Here is a 582-nt window from a genome sequence, read left to right as displayed (position 1 = left end):
TCTGCGTCCCCAGCATTTTCAACAGCACGAACGCGCAATATCTAATGAATATAAAGGCTTACACAGTTTAGGTGGCTCATATAACTGGGGCGTTTGGAATTGCCGTGTAAAAGAACATGCCTTAAAAACAGGCTTGATTGAACTTGATAATCTTCAAGCAATTCTTCCTGATATGACGCTGATAGACTTTTCAGCAACGACAAGTTTTCTGTCTCCTTTAAAGGTAAAAAAAGGGACGGAAAATACCTTAGTGAAGGTGATCGTTCCACTCTCAAAAGTCAGCAGTAAAATGATCGCGGATCCAAGTGAAACAACGGTTTCTCGGTATTTACTTCAAGATCTAGACGTTATTGATAACCTGACGGGCCAAGATGAAGAAACGATTCAAGTGGCCTCATTAAATATCGAGCTGAAATCAAGCAATGAGCAGTTAACAGGTTATATAGAGCTACCAATCCTTAAGATTAAAGAAGTTTCTAAGGAAGGAGAGGTCATTCTTGATGACTCTTACGTACAGCCACTACTAAACTTGTTAAATGACAAGGTGATGACGGAGTATCTACGTAATGCAATGGAAATGAC

The 582-nt window shown here is 39.7% G+C and carries 1 protein-coding gene; it reads left to right on the top strand.

The annotated features are described in order from the left end of the window. Position 1: 1 nt before the first annotated feature. A partial coding sequence (gene tssK / locus R8N47_RS26930) for a type VI secretion system baseplate subunit TssK (RefSeq protein ID WP_318186330.1) occupies positions 2–582 on the top strand: 581 nt, incomplete at its 3' end.

The sequence above is a fragment of the Vibrio sp. 2132-1 genome (assembly GCF_033344315.1).
The sequence above is the reverse complement of the archived record's forward strand: the minus strand, read 5'-3'. Positions and strand labels throughout refer to the sequence as shown.